The organism is Streptosporangium sp. OZ121 (assembly GCF_051918885.1).
Taxonomy (GTDB): Bacteria; Actinomycetota; Actinomycetes; order Streptosporangiales; family Streptosporangiaceae; genus Streptosporangium.
This window is the reverse complement of the sequence record NZ_JBPXMC010000016.1, coordinates 125123-146490: the sequence shown is the minus strand read 5'-3', so window position 1 is coordinate 146490 and position 21368 is coordinate 125123. Positions and strand designations below refer to the sequence as shown.

The following is a 21368-nucleotide window of genomic DNA, read 5'->3' as shown; positions in this document are numbered from 1 at the left end:
GCTCGGAGCGCCAGGCGCTCAGGACTCGGTGCCGGCGGGCTCGCGCCGGCGCTCCGGCGGCGGGGCGGCCGCGGGGCGGCGGCCTCCCCGGCGGCGCAGGACGCGCAGGACGACGGCCGCCAGCATCACCACGAGAGCCGCCCCCACGATCACCAGGGCGACCCCGGTGTAGCCGGTGGTCCGCACGGTCAGCTCGATCGGCTTGCCGTACTTGCGGCCGTCCTCGGTGGTGAGCTGGACCGTCACGGTCGTCTGGCCGCTGGACCTGGAGGTCATCGGGATCCGGATGGTCTGGTTCTGGCCGCCGCGGATCTCCAGCTTGTCCTCGTACGGCTCGATCTTGAGCAGGTCGGGCTGGTCGGAGGTCACCTTGAGCCGGACCGCGACCGCGACCTCGCCGGCCTCGCCGCTCAGCTCGTTGCGCACGCTGATCGGCACGTCGCCGTTGCTGCCGGCCAGGGTGCGCAGCCGCGACTGCTCGCTGCCGGTGATGTTGACCATGGCGATCCGGCCGTCGATCGCCTCGGCGACCTGCTGGACGTACGGCGTCGCGGCGCCGGTCCGGCCGCGCCACGCCGAGGAGGTCAGGCGCAGCAGCGCCAGGTCGAAGACGTCGAGGTCCTGGGCGGTGGTGATCGCGGCGGTCAGGTCGGCGCGGGCGCCGACGCGCTTGACGCCGGTCAGGTACTGCTTGGAGAGCTCCAGCTTCCGGTCCTGGTCGGTGTAGGTCAGGCCGGCCCGCGGGACCGGGGGGACGCCCTTGGCGCGCTTGACCGCGTCGAGCGTGACGGGCGCCAGCCAGGGCAGGGTGGCGGCCGTCTCGATCAGATCGGTCACGTACTCCGGGTCGGGGTCCCAGCGGCGGTGCGGGACGGCGATCACCGTCCTGGCCGGGGCGCCGGGCTCCGAACTGATCATCGCCGTCTCCGCGATGAACCGCTGGCGGTTCGCCAGCGCCGCGCCGGGGGCGGAGGTGTCGGCGCCGACCGTCTCGCTCAGCGCCGCGTCGGCGACCAGGGCGGTGACCGGGCCGTTCACGCTCTCCAGCGTCGCCGAGGCGTCGGGGGTGGTGACCGGGGGCGTCACCGGCGGCAGGTTCGACACGTTCAGCAGCACGGTGCCGACGCCGCCGGTGGCCAGCAGGTCCAGCCCGTCGTAGTCGATCAGGCCGCCCACCGGCCAGTTCACGTTGGTGATCACGTCGCGGCCGAGGGTCTCCCTGGCGACGATCCCGGCCGCGGCGATCCCGGTCCCGGTGGCGTCGTCGACGCCGTTGTGGGCGAGGGCCGCCACGTCGGGGTCGCCGTACGGGGTCGCCACCACCGGGTGGTCGGCGACGGCCTCGCGGAGGTCGTTCAGCCACTGGGCGGTCTCGGGGGTCGCGGGGCGCTGCTGGGTGCGGTCCTTGACCCTGACCGCGTGCGGCTCGCCCATGGCCCGCGCGTCGTCGAGCAGGGAGGGGTCGACGATCCAGGTGAGCCCCTTGGCGGACGACGTGTCCTGGGCGATCTTGAGCAGGTCGCCCAGCCGCTTGCCGGGGGCCATGGCCGCGGGCAGGCCCTCGTCGACGAAGGTGGAGTCGCCGGCCCGGCGCGGCTGGTCGACGATGGGGAGCACCGTGGCGAGCCGGGTGCGGGCCACCCTGGTCTCCCTGGGCATGTAGGTCACCGTGGTGCGCAGGGTGCCCTGCTGCCCGAAGGCGTCGAGCACCTCGACCATGACCGGGTAGACGCCGAAGCCGGAGAACTTCAGCTCCTGCGGCGTGAAGGAGAACTCCCACGGCAGCTTGCCCGAGGGCGCGATCGGGGCCTGGACGAAACTCTCGCAGCACCACGAGTTCGGGAGGGTCTGTCCCGCCTGGTAGGCCTCCAGGTCGGCGCGCCGGGCGAACGGCTGGGGGGAGTAGTGCATCCGGATGCGCAACCCGTTCAGGGTCTCGGTGCCGGAGTTGACCAGGGAGCCGGACAGTTTGATCTCGGTGGTCGGGTCGCGGGGGGCGTCGGGGCCGATCGCCTCCAGCACGACCTGGAGGCCCGCCCGGCTCACCGAGGTCGTCCGGGCGTTCGCCGTACCCGGAACGACCACGGCCGCGGGAACGAGCAGCGTGGTGGCGAGCAGGGCGAGGAGCGCGGCCTTGTGGATCACGTGCCGGCCAGGGGTCGAGTACGGCGCACGCCGGTAATGCTATGGCCTAACCGGCGAGGGGAAAGGTCGCCGGCTCTCTGCGGGAGCCGTGCCGGGCCAGGTCGACGATCTTTCCTGACACCAGTGTGAGCAGATGGTCGGCACGGATCAGGAGTGCCGTACGACGCTCTCCGGTGGGCACGTAAACGGGTGTGACGGTGCGGGTGAGCCGCTCGTCCACCAGCACGGTGAGCGTGGGGGGCAGCAGCAGCGGGCAGACCAGGCCCGAGGCGTAGTCGGTGGCGGAGTTGACGGTGAAGGCCGAGGCCTGCCGGACCCGTCGGGCCTCCAGGATGCCGGCGACCACGCCGGGGCGCGGCGGGGAGCCGACGGAGGTGACGACCGCCACGGGTTCGCGGCCGATCCGCGTCGTGACCTCGAGAACCGTGACTCCCAAGCAGATCTCGGGACTCGCCGACAGCACCTCGGGGAGTTCGTCCGAGCATGTCATCGCGCGCGGAAGGCGTACGATCTCATGATGGACCTGGTGTGCGAGGAGCCAGCGGTGGATCGCGAGCGCATCCTTCATGTGTGTGCTCCTTGCCTCGACGCACAGTCCCCGAGGTTCCCTGACCGACCGTAACCTGGTGATCGCTTCAGGTGTATCCCCGCAGGGGAACATGTTCCGTAACCGAAGGACCTACCCGGCTTGTCCCTTTCAAATCTGACCCAGAGCCAGCGCCACGGCATGAGCGAGTTGTTCCGGAAGATCGCACCTGTGGCGGACGAGCTCGGCGAGCTCTTCGCCGCCAGGGGATACCAGATCGCCCTCGTCGGCGGCTCCGTACGCGACGTCTTCCTGGGCAGGATCGGCAACGATCTCGACCTGACCACGGACGCGAGGCCCGAGACGGTCCTGGAGCTCGTCCGCGACTGGGCCGACTCCATCTGGACGATCGGCATCGACTTCGGCACCGTCGGCGTCCGCAAGGGCGGGTGGCTGCTGGAGATCACCACCTACCGCAGCGAGTCGTACGATCCCAAGTCGCGCAAGCCCGACGTGGCCTACGGCGACACGCTGGAGGGTGACCTGGCCCGGCGCGACTTCGCGGTCAACGCGATGGCTCTGCGCCTGCCGTCCCGCGATTTCGTCGACCCGCACGGCGGCCTCGACGACCTGCACGCCAAGGTGCTGCGCACCCCGGGCCCCCCCGAGCGCTCCTTCGGCGACGACCCGCTGCGGATGCTCCGCGCGGCCAGGTTCGCCAGCCAGCTCGGCTTCGCCGTCGACCCGGCGGCGCTCGCCGCGATGGGCGCGATGGCCGACAGGATCGACATCGTCTCCGCCGAGCGCATCCGCGACGAGCTGGACAAGCTCATCGGCGGCGGCCACCCCCGCGAGGGCCTGCGGCTCCTCGTCGAGTCCGGGCTCGCCGACCACGTGCTGCCCGAGGTGCCCAAACTCCGTCTGGAGATCGACGAGCACCACCGGCACAAGGACGTCTACGAGCACTCGCTGATCGTGCTGGAGCAGGCGATCGACCTGGAGGAGAGCGGTCCCGACCGGATCCTGCGCTGGGCCGCGCTCCTGCACGACGTGGGCAAGCCGAAGACCCGCCGCCACGAGCCCGGCGGCCGGGTCTCCTTCCACCACCACGAGGTGGTCGGCGCCCAGCTCGCCAGGAAGCGCATGGCGGAGCTGAAGTTCCCCAAGGACGTGGTGGCCGACGTCTCCCGCCTGGTGGAGCTGCACCTGCGCTTCCACGGGTACGGCACGGGCGAGTGGACCGACTCGGCCGTCCGCCGCTACGTCCGCGACGCCGGGCACCTGCTGGAGCGCCTGCACAAGCTGACCCGCGCCGACTGCACCACCCGCAACCGGCGCAAGGCCCAGGCGCTGTCGCAGACCTACGACCAGCTGGAGGAGCGCATCGCCCGGCTGGCCGAGGAGGAGGAGCTCGGCAAGATCCGCCCCGAGCTCGACGGCAACGAGATCCAGGAGCTCCTCGGCGTCCCGCCGGGTCCGGTCGTGGGCCGCGCCTACAGGTTCCTGCTGGAGATGCGCCTCGACCGGGGTGTCCTCGGCAAGGAGGCCGCCGCGGACGCCCTCCGCGAGTGGGCACGGGCGAACGGGGTGGACGGCCGGAGCGGCGACGCCGGCGGTGAGGTGGACCCTGAACGGCGCCCCTGACCTCGGCGGCCTCGGTGGCTCCGGTGCTCCCGGTCCTCGTCCCGGCCGTGACGGCCGGGACGGCCGCGGCGGTCCCGGCGGCCTTGACGAGATCGCGGGAACGGCCGGGATCGCGGAGACGGCCGAGGGCGCGGAGATCGCCCCGGCGGAGATCGCCCGGCTCGACCGTGAGCACGTGTGGCACCCCTACGCGGCCACGCCCCAGCCGGTGGCGCCGCACGTCGTCTCCCGCGCGGACGGGGTGCGGCTGACGCTCGCCGACGGCCGCGAGCTGGTCGACGGCATGTCGTCCTGGTGGGCGGCGATCCACGGCTACAACCACCCCCGGCTCAACCGGGCGCTGAAGGACCAGCTGGAGGACATGGCGCACGTCATGTTCGGCGGGCTCACCCACGAGCCCGCCGTGCGGCTGGCCGCCGCGCTCGCCGCGATGACCGGGCTGCCGAAGGTGTTCCTCGCCGACTCGGGGTCGGTCGCCGTCGAGGTCGCGATCAAGATGGCGTTCCAGTTCACCGGCAGGGGGCGGCTGCTCACCGTGAGGGGCGGCTACCACGGCGACACCTTCGGGGCGATGTCGGTCTGCGACCCGGTCAACGGCATGCACCACCTGTTCTCCGGCGTGCTGCCCGAGCACGTGTTCGCCGACCGGCCGCCGCGCGAGTACGACGAGGGTTACGCGGCCCGGCTGGCGGACCTGGTCGCCCGGCACGCCGGCGAGCTGGCCGCGATCATCGTGGAGCCGGTCGTCCAGGGGGCGGGTGGCATGCACTTCTACCACCCGGCCTACCTGCGGCTGCTCCGCGAGCTGGCCGACGAGCACGGCGTCCTGCTGATCGCCGACGAGATCGCCACCGGGTTCGGCAGGACCGGGGAGCTGTTCGGCTGCGACCACGCCGGGATCAGGCCCGACATCATGTGCCTGGGCAAGGCCCTGACCGGCGGCTACATGTCGCTGGCCGCGACGCTGTGCACCGAGCGGGTGGCCAGGGGCGTCGGCGTGCTGGCGCACGGGCCGACGTTCATGGGCAACCCGCTGGCCGCGGCCGTCGCGAGCGCCTCCCTGGAGCTCCTGCGGGAGCGCCCGTGGCGCGAGGAGGTCGGCCGGATCGAGGCCGGTCTCCTCGCGGGCCTGGCCGGGGCCTCGGGGGCACCCGGGGTGAGCGACGTGCGGGTCCTCGGCGCGATCGGGGTGATCGAGGCCCGCGAGCCCGTCGACGTCCCCGCCGTTCAGGACCTCGTCATGCGGCACGGCGTCTGGCTCCGCCCGTTCGGACGGCTGATCTACGCGATGCCGCCCTACTCGATCGGCGACGGCGACCTGGAGAGGGTCACGACGGCGATGACGGCGGCGGCCCGGTCACTGTGAGGGTGACGACGGCGGGCACGGTCACCGTTGAGATCACTGTGAGGGTGACGACGGCGACGACGGCAGCGGCTCGACGGCCCTGGCCGGCGTGACGATCCGGTAGATCACCGCGCCCGCGACGTATCCGGCGGCGATGACCACCAGCACGAGCAGCGACTTGCCGTCCGGCGGGAGCAGGGCCGCCGCCAGGGCCGCGGCCAGCACGTAGCTGCCGTTGAAGAGCATGTCGTAGATGGAGAAGGCCCGGCCGAGGTAGGCGTCCTGCAGGTCGCGCTGGACGGCGGTGTCGGCGCAGATCTTGATGCTCTGCCCGGCGATGCCGAGGACGAAGCCCGCGGCCGCGAACCCCCACTGCTGGAACGGCGCGCAGAGCGCCGCCGTCAGCACCCCGGCGGTGACCAGCATGGCCGGGACCCACCGCTCGATGCCGAAGCGCTCGGTGGCCCACGGCGTGACCAGGATGGCCAGGAAGTAGCCGACCCCCGAGGTGGCGACCACGATGGAGACCGCGTTCAGCGCGTCCTCGGCGTTCTCGGCGAAGTAGTAGCGCGACAGCAGCACGAGCATGGCCGTGCACATGCCGTACATGAACCGGTGGGTCGCCATCGCGCCCATCGCCGCGGCGGCGGCCCGGTGCCGGGCGAGGTGCCGCGCGCCGTCGACCAGGCCGGTCAGCACGTGGCGCACGGCCTCGCGGGCCTGCGGGCGGTCGGGGTCGTAGGCGGGACCGAGCAGCCGCCTGCCCATGGTCATGGAGATGAGCGCGCTGAGCCCGAAGACGAGCCCGGAGACGACCAGCAGCACCGCGGTGCCCCGGTGGTCGGAGCCGAAGACCGCCCGGAGCAGGTAGCCGGCGCCGATGCCCACGAAGGTGAGCACGGTGCCCGAGGTCGGGGTGACCGCGTTGGCCACCATCAGCCGGTCGGCCGGCACGACGTGCGGGAGCGAGGCCCCCAGCGCGGACAGGAAGAAGCGGTTCACCCCGAGCACGCCGAGCGCGGCGGCGTAGAAGATCCCGTCGGGGGCGTCCGCGGCGACGAGCGCCGCCGTGGCGAGCAGCAGCGCCCCGCGGACCAGCGGCGCGATGACCAGGATCTGCCGCCGCGACCAGCGGTCGATGAACACCCCGACGAAGGGGCCCAGGATCGAGTAAGGAAGCAGCAGCACGGCCAGCCCGGCGGCGATCTCCACCGCGCTCGTGCTCTTCTCCGGGCTGAAGAACGCGAACCCGGCCACGGCGAACTGGAAGATCCCGTCGGAGAACTGCGAGACCAGGCGGGTCGCGTACAGCCTCCGGAAGTCCCGACCTTCCAGGACCACGCGTAGATCGGATACGAATGACACGCGCTCAGCCTATGTGCGACGGCGATGGGCGGGCATCGGGAACATCCCTGATGGGGTAGTTGGACATTTCGTACCTTTGACTACGTATCGCTTAGGGGGCGCGGTAAACCGACATGATCACGTACCCTCGGTCGAGTGACACCTGATGAACACGTTGTGCTCGTCGACACCGAGGGAAACGCGATCGGCACGGCGGCCAAGGCCACGGTGCACGGTCTCGACACTCCCCTCCACCTGGCCTTCTCCAGTTACGTGTTCGACGAGCAGGGGCGGGTCCTCCTGTCCCGCCGCGCACTGCACAAGATCACCTGGCCGGGGGTGTGGACCAACAGCTGTTGTGGCCACCCCCTGCCCGGCGAGCCGCTTCCCGAGGCGGTGACCCGCAGGCTCTCGCACGAGCTGGGCCTCGCGGCCGGCCAGGTCGATCTCCTCCTGCCCCGCTTCTCCTACCGCGCGGTCATGGACAACGGCACCGTCGAGCGGGAGCTGTGCCCGGTCTACCGGGTGCTCGTGACCGCGCAGGCGGCGCCCAACCCCGACGAGGTCGACGACGTCCGCTGGATGCCGTGGAAGGAGTTCACCGACGGGGTGCTCGGCGACCGTCTGGCGATCTCCCCCTGGTGCCGCGAGCAGGTTCCGCAGCTGGCCGAGCTCGGTGCCGACCCGCTCGCCTGGCGGGCCGCCGACCCCGCCGATCTCCCGCCCGCCGCCCGCTGACCCGTCCGCGGTTCGTCCCACCGGCGGCCGTCCCACGGCGAGAGCCCCCGGCCCACATGGGCCGGGGGCTCTCGCCGTCCACTGCTCGATCGTCGTGCGACGCCGGCAGGTCAGCGCTCGACCTCGCCGCGGATGAACTTCTCCACGTAGTCGCGCGCCTCGTCGTCGGAGTACTGCTCCGGCGGTGACTTCATGAAGTACGAGGAGGCGGACAGGATCGGGCCGGAGATGCCCCGGTCAAGGGCGATCTTGGCGGCGCGCACCGCGTCGATGATGATGCCGGCGGAGTTGGGGGAGTCCCAGACCTCCAGCTTGTACTCCAGGTTGAGGGGAGTGTCGCCGAAGGACCTGCCCTCCAGGCGCACGTACGCCCACTTGCGGTCGTCGAGCCACGGCACGTGGTCCGACGGGCCGATGTGCACGTCGGCCTTCTGCATCTCGTGCGGGATCTGCGAGGTGACCGACTGGGTCTTGGAGATCTTCTTGGACTGCAGGCGCTTGCGCTCCAGCATGTTCATGAAGTCCATGTTGCCGCCGAAGTTCAGCTGGTACGTGCGCAGCAGCTCGACACCGCGGTCCTCGAACAGCTTGGCCATCACGCGGTGCGTGATGGTCGCCCCGACCTGCGACTTGATGTCGTCGCCGACGATCGGGACCCCGGCGTCGACGAACTTCTGGGCCCACGTGGGGTCGGAGGCGATGAACACCGGCAGCGCGTTGACGAACGCGACCTTCGCGTCGAGGGCGCACTGGGCGTAGAAGCGGTCGGCCTCCTCCGAGCCCACCGGCAGGTAGGACACGAGAACGTCGACCTTGCTGTCCTTGAGGACCTGGACGACGTCGACCGGGGCCTCGTCGGACTCCTCCACCATCTCCCGGTAGTACTCGCCGAGACCGTCGTAGGTGGGACCACGCTGCACCGTCACGCCGAGCGGCGGCACGTCGCAGATCTTGATCGTGTTGTTCTCCGAGGCCACGATCGCCTCGGACAGGTCACGCCCGACCTTCTTGGCGTCCACGTCGAAAGCCGCGACGAACTCCACGTCGCCGACGTGGTAGTCGCCGAACTTCACGTGCATCAGGCCCGGCACCCGGGCACCGGGGTCGGCGTCCCGGTAGTAGTGCACGCCCTGAATGAGCGACGTGGCACAGTTGCCTACACCGACAATGGCTACGCGCACCGAACCCATGGCACTCGCTCCCCTTTGTTCTCTCAGTGGTCAGTTCTCTTCCGGGGTGGCGTGCCGCCCCGTCGTGCCCGTCCCTGGCGCGGGCGCCCTGGACGTCTCATCTCGCGCGGGCCGCCGTTCCCCCTCCGGCGGCGATGCTCGCCGTTCGGTGGCGATCAGCTCATTCAACCAGCGCACTTCGCGTTCGACCGACTCCAGACCGTGACGCTGGAGTTCGAGGGTGTAGCTGTCCAGCCGTTCGCGCGTACGGGCGAGTGCCGTGCGCACGGCGTCCAGACGTTCCTCCAGCCGGCTGCGGCGACCTTCGAGGATGCGCAGGCGCACCTCGGCCTCGGTGTGCCTGAAGAAGGCGAAGTGCACGCCGAAGCTCTCGTCCTCCCAGGCGGACGGGCCGGCCTGGGTGAGGAGTTCCTGAAGGCGTTCCTTGCCCTCCGCGGTCAGCTTGTAGACGATCTTCGAACGGCGGCCGGGGAGCACGATGGCGCTGTCGGCGGCCGTGGTGGCCGCGGCGGCGTCGCCGTCTTCGACGATCAGCCCGTCGGTGAGCAACTGGCGGAGGCACGGGTAGAGGGAGCCGTAGGAGAACGCCCGGAACATGCCGAGCAGGGCGTTGAGCCGTTTGCGCAGCTCGTAACCGTGTAGCGGGGTCTCGTGCAACGACCCGAGCACGGCCAGTTCCAGCACGCCGCCACGTCCGCCGGCCACTGGAAACCACCACCTCTCGCGTCGATGTATCGAACCGATACATCGACAGGATACGTCCATTCAACATAAGGCTGCAATCAGCGACTTTCCCAAGAGGTTGGGAGCAAACCGCAAAAAGCCGTAGTCTGGCGCGTATGTGGTCACAGCAGGCGGTGGTGGGACACGGCCCCCGCGCGGCGTGGACCGCTTCTCAATGCCGGGAATCCCGCGTCAACGCGGGGGAGGTCTGCCAAGGTTGTTGCTCGAACCACCTGGCGATCTCGTTCGTCCCCGGGAATGGAGATCCACCCGAATAGGCCGGCTACCAGTGAGCCAAGGCGGCGAGGTCTCCGTTGATCAGGAGGTAGTCTCGCCCGCCTGCACGCCGTCATAGACCCCGATGACCAAACGAGGACGCGTGAGTTACAGCCACAGCAATGACCCGGAGCCGGACGGGCGCCATGAGGGCGCCGACGGATCGGCTCGCCAGGGGCGGCGCCGTCGCTCGAGCCCAGGAGCCGCTCCCCGTGCAGTTCCCCCCTCACAAAACCCCCAAACTGCCGCGAGCTGGGATTCTTCCCGGCAGGCACCGCAGGCCCGGCCGCCGCAGAGAGCGGGAGCCGATCCCCGGACCGCGATGATGCCCCAGCCCGGCGGGATGCCCTACCCCGGTGGCGCGTCCCCCCAGCCCGGCGGACCGCCCCGGCGCGACGCGGGCGCCCCCGGCGGCATGCCCCCGCGCGGCCCCGGTGCCCCCGGCGAGGCGCGCCGCCGCGACACCGACCCGACCGGCCGCCGCGCCGAGGCCGCCTTCGAGGACACCCAGGCGATGCTCGCCGCCCAGGCGGGCGGCGGGCGTTCCGCCGGTCCGAGGCCGGGTGAGGGCGGGCGCAGGCGCCGCGGGCGTGGCGCGAGCGGTCCCGTCGCAGGCGGTCCCGAAGGTCCCGGGGGTCCCGGAGGTCCCGGGGGAGGCGGTCCCGACGGCGACGACGAGCCCGAGGCCAGGAGGTGGACGCGCTTCCTGCCCAACTGGAAGATCGTCATGGCCAGCTTCGTGGTGCTCAGCGCGGGCGTCTTCGGCATGATCGCGGTCGCCTACGCCAACACCCCCATTCCCTCGTCCACGCAGGCCAGCGCGGACGACCGGGGCAGCGTGATCTACTACCGCGACAAGAAGACCCCGATCGCGCGGCTCGGCGTCCAGCGCGTCCCGGTGAAGCTCGCGCAGATCCCCAAGCACGTCCAGGACGCGGTGATCGCCCTGGAGAACCAGACCTTCCGCACCGACAGCGGCATCGACATCGCGGGCATGGCCCGATCGCTGTGGAGCACCGTGAGCGGCACCCAGCTCCAGGGTGCCTCGACCATCACCCAGCAGATGGCGCGCGGCTACTACGAGGGCCTCAGCCAGGAGGTCTCGATCCAGCGCAAGATCAAGGAGATCTTCGTCTCGGTCAAGCTGAGCAAGGAGAAGACCAAGGACGAGATCCTCGAGGAGTACTTCAACCTCATCTACTTCGGTCGCGGCGCGCACGGGATCCAGGCGGCCGCGAAGACGTTCTTCGGCAAGAACGTCGGCCAGCTGACCGTGCCGGAGGGCGCCTACCTGGCCGCCCGGGTCCAGAACCCGAGCGCCTTCGACGTCCAGGAGGAGAAGGGCGACTACTCCGCGATCAAGTGGCGGTTCGGCGCCGCGCTCAAGAACATGGCGGAGATGGACCCCGCCAAGTACGGCAAGTACGCGGGAAGCTCCTTCGAGGACCTGAAGTTCAAGGAGGCCAAGGTCACGAACACCTACAAGGGCCTCAAGGGCTACATGCTCAACATCGTCCTGCGGGAGCTCAAGGGGCGGGGCATCAAGCAGGAGGACCTGGAGACCGAGGGCTACAAGGTCTACACCACCTTCGACGAGAGCATGATGACGGAGGCGTACAAGGCGGTGAAGGCCCGCACCGCGGGCCTGGAGCGGACCATCCACGCCAGGCTGGCCTCGGTGGACCCGAAGAACGGCCGGGTGCTCGCCTTCTACAGCGGCGACGACTTCGTCAACGACTTCAACAACCGCGCGTTCGACTCCACCAAGCAGGCGGCGTCGGCGTTCAAGCCCTACGTGCTCGCGGCCTGGCTGGAGAACGACAAGTCGCTCGACAGCCTGGTCGACGGCATGCGGACGATCAAGATGCCCGGCACCACCCCGATCAGCAACTCGGGGAACCAGGCGTTCGGGCCGATCGACATGGTCAAGGCGATGGCCAGTTCGGTCAACACCGTCTTCGTGCAGATGGGCGAGGAGGTGACCCTCGAAGAGGTGGCGAAGATCGCCAAGACGGCGGGGGTCGGTGAGACGGCCAAGTACAACCCCGTCTACGGGGGCAAGAACGCGGTCGACTACGCGGTCGATGAGCAGAAGTACCAGGTCACCATCGGCAGTGCCTCGGTCACCGCGGTCGAGCAGGCCGCCGGTTACGGGATCTTCGCCAACGAGGGCAAGCACTTCAACTGGCACACCATCACCAAGGTGACCACGGTCGACGGCTCCCTCGTGCTCCCCGAGCAGGTCGTCGAGACGCAGGTCATCACCCCCGAGACCGCGGCCGACACGACCGTCGCGCTGCAGGCCGTCGTCAGGAGCGGCACCGGTAGCGCCGCCAACCTCGGCACGCGGCCGGTGGCCGGCAAGACCGGCACGAACAACGGCTACAAGGACGCCTGGTTCGTCGGCTTCACCCCGCAGATCGTCACCGCGGTCGGCATGTCCAAGGACGTGCCCTACAACAAGGCCGGGACGCGCAAGCTCAAGGTCGACAAGTACGGCCTGCCGAGCAGGAAGATCAAGGACGAGAACATCCTCTGGAAGGAGGAGCCCATGCCCTCCTTCATCGGAGGTGGCGGCACCCCCACCCAGATCTGGCACGACTACATGCAGGCCGTGACCGCCAAGGACGAGGTCCTGCAGTTCCCGCCGAGGGCCAACACCGGGACGCGGAACAACCTGGTCACGCCCACCCCGACGCCCACCGCGACGCCGACGATGGACGACACCAACCCGTTCCCCGACGAGAACGGCGACGACGGCGGCTGGCCGAACGGCAACAACGACGGCGGCGGCGATCAGGGCGAGCCCGACGGCCGCGAGTGCCTGCCCTGGGACGGCTCGTGCGACGTCGGCGACGGCGGCGATCCGGGCAACGATCCGCCGAACGGCGAGCTGGAACAGAACGGCGCGCCGGGCGCGGTCGGCGCCCCCGGCGCGCCGGCCGCCCTGGTCCCGACACCCTCGGCGAGCGGACGGCGTCCCTGATGAAGAACCTCCTGTCGCCGCGAAGCCCGCTGCCCGAGTTAGGCACCCGGGCCGTCCCGTACCTGCCCCTGGCCCTGTTCGCGGGACTGGGGGCGGTCCTGGCCTGGTTCTGGAAGTGGCCGTGCCGCGTCGACGGGGCGTGGAACCACGGGACCCTGCAGTTCACGAACTTCTGTTACACCGACATCTATCCCCTGTGGTGGAACGAGAAGCTCAACGAGGGCAAGATCCCCTATTTCGACTATCCGGTCGAGTACCCCGTCGGCATCGGCGGGATCATGGAGTTCTTCCGCCGGATCGTCACCCCGATGAGCGACCAGGGGACGGCTTTCTACGACCTCACCGTCATCCTCATGGCGCTCTGCCTGGTCGTCGGCGTGCTGCTGATGGCCACGCTGGCCGGTCCCGCCAGGCGCTGGGACGCGCTCTGGTACGCCCTGGCCCCCGCGCTGATCCTCACCGCGTACATCAACTGGGACCTGGCGGCCAACGCCCTCGCGCTGGGCGCGCTGCTGGCCTGGTCGAAGCGGAAGCAGTGGCTCGCGGGCATCCTGCTCGGCCTGGCGATCGCCACCAAGTTCTACCCGCTGATGTTCCTCGGCCCGCTGTTCCTGCTGACGCTGCGCACCGGCAGGTGGATGCCGTTCCTCAAGACGATCGGCGGTGTCGCGGGCGCCTGGCTCGTCGTCAACGTGCCGATCATGGTCTTCGCCTTCGACGGCTGGAAGAGGTTCTACGTCTTCAGCCAGGAGCGACCGGCCGACTGGGGCTCTATCTGGTACTTCTTCAACCAGAAGCAGTGGCCGATCCTGGGTGACTCCGAACTCCTCGACAGGCTGGGCGTCGTCTCGCTCGCCGCGTTCTGCCTGGCGATCGCCGTGATCACCCTGACGGCGAAGACCCGTCCCCGCCTGATGCAGCTGTGCTTCCTCACCCTGGCGGCGTTCATGCTGACCAACAAGGTGTGGTCGCCGCAGTACGTGCTCTGGCTGATCCCCTTCGCGGTGCTGGCCAGGCCGGGCTGGAAGCCGATCGCGCTCTGGCAGCTCGCCGAGTGCTGGTACTTCTTCGCGATCTGGCTGTATCTCGTCGGCATCCAGCCGGGCAACGAGGCCCTGGGCATCGCGGGCGACACCTACTTCACCGCCGTGTGGGCCCGCGCGATCACCATTCTGATCATGATGGCGTTCGTCGTACGGGACATCTTCGTCCCGGACAAGGACGTGATCCGCGAGGACGGGACCGACGACCAGGCGGGCGGCGTCTTCGACGGGGCACCCGACCGCTTCCGGCTCGCGCTCTCCTAGCGCCGGGCTGAAACGTTCGCGCCGGGCAGGTCCGGCGCGCCCGGTGGGGTGACGGGAGGCGGATGCGAGGCGTCCGCCGAGGTGAAACGGGCCGGGGCGAGCGTCCGGCGAGGTGGCAGGAGGCGGAGTGGGCCCGTTCGGCGAGCGTCCGAGTCTGGCGGCCCGCCGAGGTGATCCGGAACAATTCGACCTTGTGACCACTCCTCCCGCTCCCCCTCGCGACATCCCTTCGCGCGACGCCCCTCCGCGCGACACCGCGGCGGAAGGGCTGCTGCTCTGGCTGGCCTCCCGGCTGGGAATCGTCGTCCTGGTCGTCGTCGGCGCGCAGGCGCTGATGGAGGGGGACGCCGTACCGAAGCCGTTCCTGGAGCGCTGGCGCAACTGGGACGCGAACCTCCTCATCACCATCGCCGAGCACGGCTACGACGGCGTCCCGGGCAGCGAGCCCGACAAGGGGCTGCCCGCCTTCTTCCCCGGAATGCCGCTGATGCTCCGCGCGGTGCATCTCGTGATCGACGACTGGACGCTCGCCGGTCTGCTGATCTCCCTGGTGGCCGGTGCCGTCGCGATGGCGGCGCTCGCCAGGCTGGCCGAGTTCGAGGGGCCGGAGGGAACCGGCCGGCGCGCGGTGCTGGCGCTGCTGCTCTGGCCGATGGCGGTGTTCCTGTTCGCGGGCTACAGCGAGTCGCTCTTCCTGGCCTTCGCCGTCCCGGCCTGGCTCGCGGCGCGTCAGGGCCGCTGGCCGCTCGCCGCGGCCCTGGCGGCGGGCGCCTCCTGCGTGCGCATCACCGGCCTGTTCCTGGCCGTCGCGCTGATCGTGGAGTTCCTCGTCCGCAGGCAGCCCTTACGGCGGGCGGTGTGGCTGCTCCTCCCGTTCGTGCCGCCGGCGCTCTACTCCGCCTACCAGTACTCCCGCACGGGCGACTGGCTGGCCTGGAAGAGCGCGCAGGAGGCCGGCTGGGGGCGTCACATGGTGTGGCCCTGGGAGTCGCTGATCACGACCTTGAACGCGGCCGCGGGCGAGGGGCGAATGGCCTGGGCGTTCCGGATGGAGATCGCGGGGGCGATCGTCGGTGTCGCGCTCGTGCTGGTCCTGCTCTTCCTGCGGAGATGGAGCGAGTTCGTCTACGTGGGACTCCAGGTGGGCGCGCTGCTGTGCTCCGCCTACTATCTGTCGGTCCCGCGCTCGGCGCTGCTGTGGTGGCCGCTCTTCATCCTCATCGCCAGGGCGAGCGGCGGGCCGGCGCCGTGGCGACGATGGGTCATCATCGTCTACGCCCTGGTGGTGGGCCCGTTGATGGCGCTCAACGTGTTGATCTTCGCCGACGGGGCCTGGGTGGGCTGAGCCGCGGGGAGAACTCCTTACCCACTCTCCGGGAAAAGTAATCCCATGAAGTTATCCACAGGCTGTGGATCAATCTCGTCCCGAAGTCCGGAGTCTCGCCAGAGCCTCTCTCTGAGCTTCTGGAGCTCTAGAGCTTCGTCCTGAGGAAGGCGATGTCCTCGGCCTGGCCGTCGAAGGGGGTCTCCACCACGATCGGGGCGTTCGCGCTCCGGCACACCCCCAGGATGAGCTCGGGGTCGATCTGGCCCGCGCCGAGGCTCGCGTGCCGGTCGGCGCCGGAGTCGAAGGCGTCGCGCGAGTCGTTGCAGTGGATCAGGTCGATCCTGCCGGTGATCGCCATGACCCGCTCGACCACGTCCGCCAGGTCCTCGCCGCCCGCGTGGGCGTGGCAGGTGTCGAGGCAGAAGCCCACGTCGAAGCCGTCGAGCGCGTCCCACAGCCGGGCGACGCGCTCGAGCTTGCGCGCCATCGCGTTGCCGCCGCCCGCGGTGTTCTCGATGAGCACGGGGACCTCGTGCTCCTCCAGGCGCTCGAACACCTTGCGCCAGTTGTCGAAGCCCGTCTGCGGGTCGTCTCCGGCGCCGACGTGCCCGCCGTGGACGATCAGCCCCCGGGCGCCCAGCTCGGCCGCCGCCGCGAGGTGCGAGCTCAGCAGCTTGCGGCTGGGGATGCGCACCCGGTTGTTGGCGGTCGCCACGTTGATGACGTAGGGGGCGTGGACGTACACCTCCACGTCCGAGTCCTTGATCTCCCGCGTCTTCTCGCCGATGACCGGGGCCTTCCACCCCTTCGGGTCACCGAGGAAGAACTGCACGACCTCGGCGCCGCGCGCCCTGGCGTGCGCCAGCGGGTCGTCCTGGTCGACATGAGCTCCGATAAGCGGCATGTATCCGAGAGTAGCCGTTTCAACGCCGAGGGCATGGGCAGTCGCAGGTCGCGCCCCACCGCCCGCCCCCACGGGCCAACCCCAAGGAGTTCCAAGTGGCTGCTCGCTATCGCAGAGGGATCAGTCTCATCGGCCTCATCTACATCCTGATCGGCATCTACGTCGCCTGGGTGTACGACTACATCACCCCCGCACTCCTGAAGGACATCGCCGAGGCCCTGCTCGCGGTCTTCCTGTGGTTCCTCATCCTGCTGGGCGTGGACCTGCGCCTGGCCGGCTAGCTGGCCGTTCCCCGCCCGCGTGCCGCCCGGCGGCCCGGCCCGCATGGCCTGGCCGCCGCGGCCCGGCCTTCGCCGGTGTGGCCCTCGTCAGGTTCGGGACCCTACGGGAGGAAACCCCCGTTGCGGATGCCGAAGGCCACACCGACGAACGAGGCCACGATGCCCACGATGTTCAGCGCGCGCTCCGGCGTCGTCGCGGAGATGTACTGGGAGTAGAGGCCGCCGAAGAACCCCAGCACTCCCAGGAACGACGCCACGGAGTGCGCCGCGGGGAAGAACCCGGCCACGAAGGCGATCAGCCCGCAGAGGATCGTGCAGACGCTCAGCGCGTTCTCCAGGGGGTGACGCCGCCCGTCGCTGTTCAGCCTGAACCGGGAACGCCCGCTCCGGCCGTGCCCGGACACCTGCGGCATCCTCCCCGCCCCCTTTCCCGGTGAGGACGTGTCTCACCAGGACGTACCCGTTTCCCCTGATGGGGACGTGCCCGGTGAGGTGACGGCCCAACCCTTGCCGGACTGGTAGGCTGGCACGGCTACGTCGAATGGGTGTGTCATGGCCCACCCTCCACCCCGAGCGCCGAAATGGGAGCCCGAGGTGAAGTACGTCAGCGTCCTCCTGTCACGGCACGGTGTCGTGACCGCAAGAGTCCAGAGGAGGTTGGAAGTCAGCATGCGCCGTTACGAAGTGATGGTCATCCTTGACCCCTCGCTCGATGAGCGTACGGTCGCCCCTTCCCTCGACCAGTTCCTCACGGTCGTCCGCAACGACGGCGGCACCGTGGAGAAGGTCGACGTGTGGGGTCGCCGCAGGCTGTCCTACGACATCGCGAAGAAGCCCGAGGGCATCTACGCCGTCATCGACCTGAGCGCCGAGCCCGCCACGGTCAAGGAGCTCGACCGGCAGATGAACCTCAACGAGGGAATCCTGCGCACCAAGGTCCTGCGCCCGGACGTGCACTAATCTCCGGCATTTTGTCGGGCGGCAGCCGTACTCTGAGCCGATAACCAGCGAAGGCCGCAGGAAGGGCAGCGCTAGCCATGGCAGCAGGCGACACCACGATCACCATCGTCGGCAACCTCGTCGACGATCCGGAGCTGCGCTTCACCCCCACGGGGCAAGCGGTGGCCCGGTTTCGCATCGCGTCCACTCCGAGGTTCCTCGACAAGACGACCAACGAGTGGAAAGACGGCGAAGGCCTGTTCCTGACCTGCAACGTGTGGCGGCAGGCGGCGGAGAACGCCGCCGAGAGCCTCCAGCGCGGCATGCGGGTCATCGTTCAGGGACGGCTCCGCCAGAGGTCTTACGAGACCAAGGAAGGCGAGAAGCGCACCGTTTACGAGGTTGAGGTCGACGAGGTCGGCCCCTCCCTGAGAAACGCGACCGCCAAGGTCAACAAGACCGCCCGTCAGGGCGGTGGCGGCGGTGGCGGCTTCGGTGGCGGCCCCGCCAACGACCCGTGGGCCTCCGCGGCGCCGGCCGCACCGCAAGGTGGCGGCTTCTCCGGCGGCGGCGGCAACAACTACGGGGGCGGCGGCGGTCAGCAGCAGCAGGGTGGCGGCGGCTTCGGCGGCGGCGACTTCAGCGACGAACCGCCCTTCTAGGGACGCTCCTGCGGGACGGCCGCGACCGCGTCCCGAAATCCCAGTCCATATCCGCAGCGACCATTCCCGCCTGACGGCGGGGCTCTGAAAGGAGCACCACGATGGCCAAGCCGGCACTGCGCAAGCCTAAGAAGAAGGTTTGCCTGTTCTGCCACGACAAGATCTCCTACGTCGACTACAAGGACACGGCGCTGCTTCGGAAGTTCATCTCCGACCGCGGCAAGATCCGTGCCCGCCGGGTGACGGGCAACTGCACCCAGCACCAGCGTGACGTGGCGACCGCTATCAAGAACGCTCGTGAGATGGCGCTCCTGCCGTACATGAGCACCGCGCGCTAAGGAGGTCCGGACAGATGAAGCTCATTCTCACCAGTGAGGTCACCGGCCTCGGCGCCCCTGGTGACATCGTCGAGGTCAAGAGCGGCTACGGCCGCAACTACCTGCTTCCCCGCGGCTTCGCGATCCTCTGGACGCGTGGCGGCGAGAAGCAGATCTCCTCGATCAAGAAGGCCCGTGACGCTCGCGAGATTCGCGACCTCGGCACCGCCAAGGAAGTCGCCGGCCAGCTGCAGGCCCTGAAGGTGGTCCTGAAGACGAAGGCCGGCGAGTCCGGCCGTCTCTTCGGCTCCATCACCACGGGTGACGTCGCCGAGGCCGTCAAGGCCGCCGGTGGCCCCCTGCTCGACCGCCGTCGCATCGAGATCGCCTCCGCGATCAAGAGCCTCGGTTCCCACCGGGTCAGCGTCAAGCTGCACCCGGAGGTCTCCGCGTCCCTCGATGTCGAGGTCGTCGCGGCCTGACAGGTCCCGTGCGACAAGGGCCCCTCCCCGTTCGCGGGGAGGGGCCCTTGTCCTTTCCAGGTCCTCGCCGTTTCCCGGTACTCCCGCCGGGTCCTCGCCGTTTCCCGGTCCTCCCGCCGACGTCCTCCCGTCGGCCAGGAAAGCCGGTGAGGACTGCCCTTCCCGGTCCTCACACGGGCCCGGAAGGCCGGTGAAAACCCTCTTTTCCGCCGGGAGATTTCACATTTTGATATCCCGTTACCCCAGGTCACTGCTAGTACATACAATTCGGGAACCGTTGCTTCGCCCTGGAGGTTTCGCCATGGTCCGTCCCTCGACGCTGTTCGCGCTCGGTGCCCTCGCGGCGACCGCGGTGGCCTGTGCGCCGGCCTCGGAAACGACGACCCAGGCGAGCCCAGCGTCCTCGGGCGTCTCGGGCGCCTCCACGGCTCCCAGCGCCTGCGCCAAGGACAGCCCCGCGCTGAAGACCCCCGGCAAGCTGACCATCGGCACCGACAAGCCCGCGTACGAGCCGTGGTTCAGCGACGACGACCCGGCCAACGGCAAGGGCTTCGAGAGCGCGGTCGCCTACGCCGTCGCGGACCGGCTGGGCTTCGCCAAGGGTGACGTCACCTGGGCGACGGTGAAGTTCGACTCCGCGTTCGCACCGGGTGCCAAGCAGTTCGACTTCGACGTCAACCAGGTCTCGGTGACTCCCGACCGGGCCAAGGTCGTCGACTTCAGCAAGGGCTACTACACGGTCAAGCAGGCCGTGGTCGCGCTGGACGGTTCCAAGGTCGCCTCCGCCACGGACCTGGCGGGCCTGAAGGACGCCAAGATCGGCGTGCAGATCGGCACCACCTCGCTGCAGGCGGTCAAGGACGTCATCAAGCCGTCGTCCGAGATCAACGTCTACAACGAGCAGATCGACGCCGTCAACGCGCTGAAGAACAAGCAGGTCGACGCCGTGGTGGTCGACCTGCCCACCGCCTTCTACGTGACCGCGGCCCAGGTCGAGAACTCCAGGATCGTCGGCCAGTTCGGCACGGCCTCCGGGGAGCCCGAGGTCTTCGGCGCGGTCTTCGAGAAGGGCAGCCCGCTGGTGGGCTGCGTCAACGAGGCCATCGACGAGCTGACCGCCTCCGGTGAGCTGGCGAAGATCGAGACCGAGTGGCTCGGCTCCGCCGCGGGCGCACCGGAGCTGAAGTGACCCTGGAGTCCCCTCCGACGTCGCTCATGCTCATGCTCATGTCGATGTCCGAAGCCGGAACCACGGCCCGAGGCAGAGCCGCAGCCGGGGCAGAGGGTTCGCCGCGGGCGCGGAGCGCGTACGGGCCGCGTCACGGCGGCGCTCGATGAGGAGCGACGAGCGCCTGGGGGTTCCCACCGGCTGGGCGAAGAGCGAGCGGCAGCTGGAGCGGGAGCGGCTCCGCAGGAGGTCGTCGATCCGTTCGGGCTCCGTCGCGACGGTCTCGACGATCCTCGTGATCGTCCTGCTGCTCTGGCTCTTCGCCACCTCGCCCGGCTGGCCCCGGGTGCGGGAGACGTTCTTCGACCTCGACCAGTTCACCGAGGCGCTGCCGGACGTGCTGAGCGGGTTCCTGCTCAACATCAAGATCTTCCTGATCGCCGAGCCGCTGATCCTCGTGGTGGGAATGCTCGTCGCGCTGGCCCGCAACCTCACGGCGCCGGTGTTCTTCCCGCTGCGCGCTCTCGCGGTGATCTACACCGACGTCTTCCGCGGCGTGCCCACGATCCTCGTCATCTATCTCGTCGGCTTCGGCCTGCCCGCGCTCGGCCTGCAGGGCACGCCGACGGACCTCGCGACGCTGGGCATCATCGCGCTCACCCTCTCGTACGGCGCGTACGTGGCGGAGGTCTTCCGGGCCGGCATCGAGTCGGTGCACCCCAGCCAGCGGGCCGCCGCCCGATCCCTCGGGCTGAGTCACGGCCAGACCATGCGCCACGTGGTGGTGCCGCAGGCCGTGCGCCGGGTGGTGCCGCCGCTGCTCAACGACTTCGTCTCGCTGCAGAAGGACACCGCGCTCGTCGCCACGATCGGTCCCCTGGAGGCGCTGCGGCAGGCGCAGATCCACGTCGCCAGCACCTTCAACTACACCCCCTACCTGGCGGCGGCGCTGCTGTTCATCCTGCTCACCATCCCCATGGCCCGCTTCACCGACTACCTGGCGGCCCGCTCGCAGCGGCGGCGGGGCCAGTGAGCGGGCGAACCGGGGCGTACGGCGGCAGCGC

The 21368-nt window shown here is 69.8% G+C and carries 20 protein-coding genes; 13 read left to right on the top strand and 7 right to left on the bottom strand.

What is annotated here, in order from left to right:
• Positions 1–18: 18 nt before the first annotated feature.
• Together ACTOQ1_RS26265 and ACTOQ1_RS26260 are read right to left on the bottom strand one after the other, a co-directional pair.
• Entirely contained in the window at positions 19–2145 is a 2127-nt protein-coding gene (locus ACTOQ1_RS26265; protein WP_440070671.1) for a DUF6049 family protein, read from the bottom strand.
• 46 nt (positions 2146–2191) lie between these two features.
• On the bottom strand, positions 2192–2713 hold the full coding sequence (locus ACTOQ1_RS26260; protein WP_440070670.1) for a YbaK/EbsC family protein: 522 nt from the start codon (positions 2711–2713) through the stop codon (positions 2192–2194).
• 159 nt (positions 2714–2872) lie between these two features.
• On the opposite strand from ACTOQ1_RS26260, the gene ACTOQ1_RS26255 reads away from it, so the two are divergent.
• On the top strand, positions 2873–4315 hold the full coding sequence (locus tag ACTOQ1_RS26255) for a CCA tRNA nucleotidyltransferase (protein WP_440070669.1): 1443 nt from the start codon (positions 2873–2875) through the stop codon (positions 4313–4315).
• A gap of 151 nt (positions 4316–4466) precedes the next feature.
• A complete protein-coding gene (locus ACTOQ1_RS26250) occupies positions 4467–5681 on the top strand; it encodes an adenosylmethionine--8-amino-7-oxononanoate transaminase (RefSeq protein WP_440070717.1) in 1215 nt (404 codons plus the stop codon).
• A gap of 33 nt (positions 5682–5714) precedes the next feature.
• On the opposite strand, the gene ACTOQ1_RS26245 is transcribed toward ACTOQ1_RS26250, so the two are convergent.
• Positions 5715–7025: an MFS transporter gene (locus tag ACTOQ1_RS26245; protein ID WP_440070668.1), complete on the bottom strand. Its 1311-nt coding sequence runs from the start codon at positions 7023–7025 to the stop codon at positions 5715–5717.
• A gap of 135 nt (positions 7026–7160) precedes the next feature.
• Here ACTOQ1_RS26245 and idi point away from each other — a divergent pair, with 135 nt between their 5' ends.
• The gene (gene idi / locus ACTOQ1_RS26240; protein WP_440070667.1) at positions 7161–7742 is read left to right on the top strand and encodes an isopentenyl-diphosphate Delta-isomerase; all 582 of its coding nucleotides are present in this window, start codon (positions 7161–7163) and stop codon (positions 7740–7742) included.
• 110 nt (positions 7743–7852) lie between these two features.
• On the opposite strand, the gene ACTOQ1_RS26235 is transcribed toward idi, so the two are convergent.
• Both ACTOQ1_RS26235 and ACTOQ1_RS26230 read right to left on the bottom strand, forming a co-directional pair.
• Positions 7853–8932, bottom strand: a complete 1080-nt coding sequence (locus tag ACTOQ1_RS26235) for an inositol-3-phosphate synthase (protein ID WP_362688163.1) — start codon at positions 8930–8932, stop codon at positions 7853–7855.
• A gap of 30 nt (positions 8933–8962) precedes the next feature.
• Positions 8963–9637, bottom strand: coding sequence for a PadR family transcriptional regulator (locus ACTOQ1_RS26230; protein WP_344744221.1), 675 nt, complete (start codon positions 9635–9637; stop codon positions 8963–8965).
• Between the two features lie 616 nt (positions 9638–10253).
• On the opposite strand from ACTOQ1_RS26230, the gene ACTOQ1_RS26225 reads away from it, so the two are divergent.
• The 3 genes from ACTOQ1_RS26225 (at position 10254) to ACTOQ1_RS26215 (ending at position 15569) form a co-directional block, all read left to right on the top strand.
• Positions 10254–12917 carry a transglycosylase domain-containing protein gene (locus ACTOQ1_RS26225; RefSeq protein WP_440070666.1) on the top strand — a complete coding sequence of 888 codons (2664 nt, stop codon included), beginning with the start codon at positions 10254–10256 and terminating at the stop codon, positions 12915–12917.
• A complete protein-coding gene (locus ACTOQ1_RS26220) occupies positions 12917–14224 on the top strand; it encodes a glycosyltransferase family 87 protein (RefSeq protein WP_440070665.1) in 1308 nt (435 codons plus the stop codon). The genes ACTOQ1_RS26225 and ACTOQ1_RS26220 overlap by 1 nt, the downstream gene beginning before the upstream one ends.
• A gap of 193 nt (positions 14225–14417) precedes the next feature.
• Entirely contained in the window at positions 14418–15569 is a 1152-nt protein-coding gene (locus ACTOQ1_RS26215; RefSeq protein ID WP_440070664.1) for a hypothetical protein, read from the top strand.
• 127 nt (positions 15570–15696) lie between these two features.
• Here ACTOQ1_RS26215 and ACTOQ1_RS26210 read toward each other — a convergent pair whose 3' ends face one another.
• Positions 15697–16455, bottom strand: coding sequence for a deoxyribonuclease IV (locus ACTOQ1_RS26210; RefSeq protein ID WP_440070663.1), 759 nt, complete (start codon positions 16453–16455; stop codon positions 15697–15699).
• Between the two features lie 95 nt (positions 16456–16550).
• On the opposite strand from ACTOQ1_RS26210, the gene ACTOQ1_RS26205 reads away from it, so the two are divergent.
• Entirely contained in the window at positions 16551–16736 is a 186-nt protein-coding gene (locus ACTOQ1_RS26205; RefSeq protein ID WP_329088054.1) for a hypothetical protein, read from the top strand.
• Between the two features lie 101 nt (positions 16737–16837).
• On the opposite strand, the gene ACTOQ1_RS26200 is transcribed toward ACTOQ1_RS26205, so the two are convergent.
• Positions 16838–17149, bottom strand: a complete 312-nt coding sequence (locus ACTOQ1_RS26200; RefSeq protein WP_440070662.1) for a hypothetical protein — start codon at positions 17147–17149, stop codon at positions 16838–16840.
• Between the two features lie 256 nt (positions 17150–17405).
• On the opposite strand from ACTOQ1_RS26200, the gene rpsF reads away from it, so the two are divergent.
• The 6 genes from rpsF (at position 17406) to ACTOQ1_RS26170 (ending at position 21337) form a co-directional block, all read left to right on the top strand.
• Complete coding sequence (gene rpsF, locus ACTOQ1_RS26195; RefSeq protein ID WP_030919721.1) at positions 17406–17696, top strand: 30S ribosomal protein S6; 291 nt, start codon at positions 17406–17408, stop codon at positions 17694–17696.
• 77 nt (positions 17697–17773) lie between these two features.
• Positions 17774–18337: a single-stranded DNA-binding protein gene (locus tag ACTOQ1_RS26190; protein WP_350968673.1), complete on the top strand. Its 564-nt coding sequence runs from the start codon at positions 17774–17776 to the stop codon at positions 18335–18337.
• A gap of 101 nt (positions 18338–18438) precedes the next feature.
• Positions 18439–18675 carry a 30S ribosomal protein S18 gene (gene rpsR / locus ACTOQ1_RS26185; protein ID WP_012895699.1) on the top strand — a complete coding sequence of 79 codons (237 nt, stop codon included), beginning with the start codon at positions 18439–18441 and terminating at the stop codon, positions 18673–18675.
• A gap of 14 nt (positions 18676–18689) precedes the next feature.
• A complete protein-coding gene (rplI, locus tag ACTOQ1_RS26180; protein WP_344744211.1) occupies positions 18690–19136 on the top strand; it encodes a 50S ribosomal protein L9 in 447 nt (148 codons plus the stop codon).
• A gap of 301 nt (positions 19137–19437) precedes the next feature.
• Complete coding sequence (locus ACTOQ1_RS26175) at positions 19438–20325, top strand: ABC transporter substrate-binding protein (RefSeq protein WP_440070661.1); 888 nt, start codon at positions 19438–19440, stop codon at positions 20323–20325.
• A 145-nt stretch (positions 20326–20470) separates the two neighbouring features.
• Positions 20471–21337 (top strand): amino acid ABC transporter permease, encoded by an 867-nt coding sequence (locus tag ACTOQ1_RS26170; protein WP_440070660.1) that lies wholly within the window; start codon positions 20471–20473, stop codon positions 21335–21337.
• The last annotated feature ends 31 nt before the right edge of the window (positions 21338–21368 follow it).